This window comes from Thiocystis violacea (assembly GCF_016583565.1).
Taxonomy (GTDB): domain Bacteria; phylum Pseudomonadota; class Gammaproteobacteria; order Chromatiales; family Chromatiaceae; genus Thiorhodococcus; species Thiorhodococcus violaceus_A.
Window position 1 is genome coordinate 1 of the sequence record NZ_NRRF01000287.1, and the last position, 502, is coordinate 502.

Annotated in this window: 1 protein-coding gene and 1 pseudogene; both read left to right on the forward strand. The window is 65.3% G+C overall.

Annotation, left to right across the window (positions count from 1 at the left end; all coding sequences use genetic code 11):
* Positions 1-200: pseudogene (locus CKO23_RS25235) on the forward strand (UMP kinase); the annotation flags it as partial.
* 15 nt (positions 201-215) lie between these two features.
* On the forward strand, positions 216-502 hold a 287-nt coding region (locus CKO23_RS25240), incomplete at its 3' end, for a ribosome-recycling factor (RefSeq protein ID WP_200336350.1).

Sequence of the window (502 nt, forward strand, 5' to 3'; positions counted from 1 at the left end):
ACAAGGACCCGACCGCGACGCGCTACGCGACGATCGGCTTCGACGAGGCCATCTCGAAGAACCTGCAGGTCATGGACGCGGCCGCGTTCGCGCTGTGCCGCGACCAGAAGCTGCCGATCCGGGTCTTCAGCATCAACAAGCCCGGCGCCTTGAAGCGCGTCGTGCTGGGCCAGGACGAAGGCACGCTCGTGCACGTTTGACGAGGCTCCACTCTCATGACCATCGCTGACATCCACAAGACCGCCGCCGACAAGATGGCCAAGTCCATCGAGGCGTTCAAGAACGAACTGCAGAAGATCCGCACCGGCCGTGCCCACCCGGGCATCCTCGACCAGGTGCACGTCGACTACTACGGCTCGATGCTGCCGATCAGCCAGGTCGCCAACGTCACGCTGCTCGACGCCCGCACGATCAGCGTCCAGCCCTGGGAGAAGGGCATGGGCGCCAAGATCGAGAAGGCGATCCGCGAGTCCGATCTCGGCCTGAACCCGGCGGCACAGGG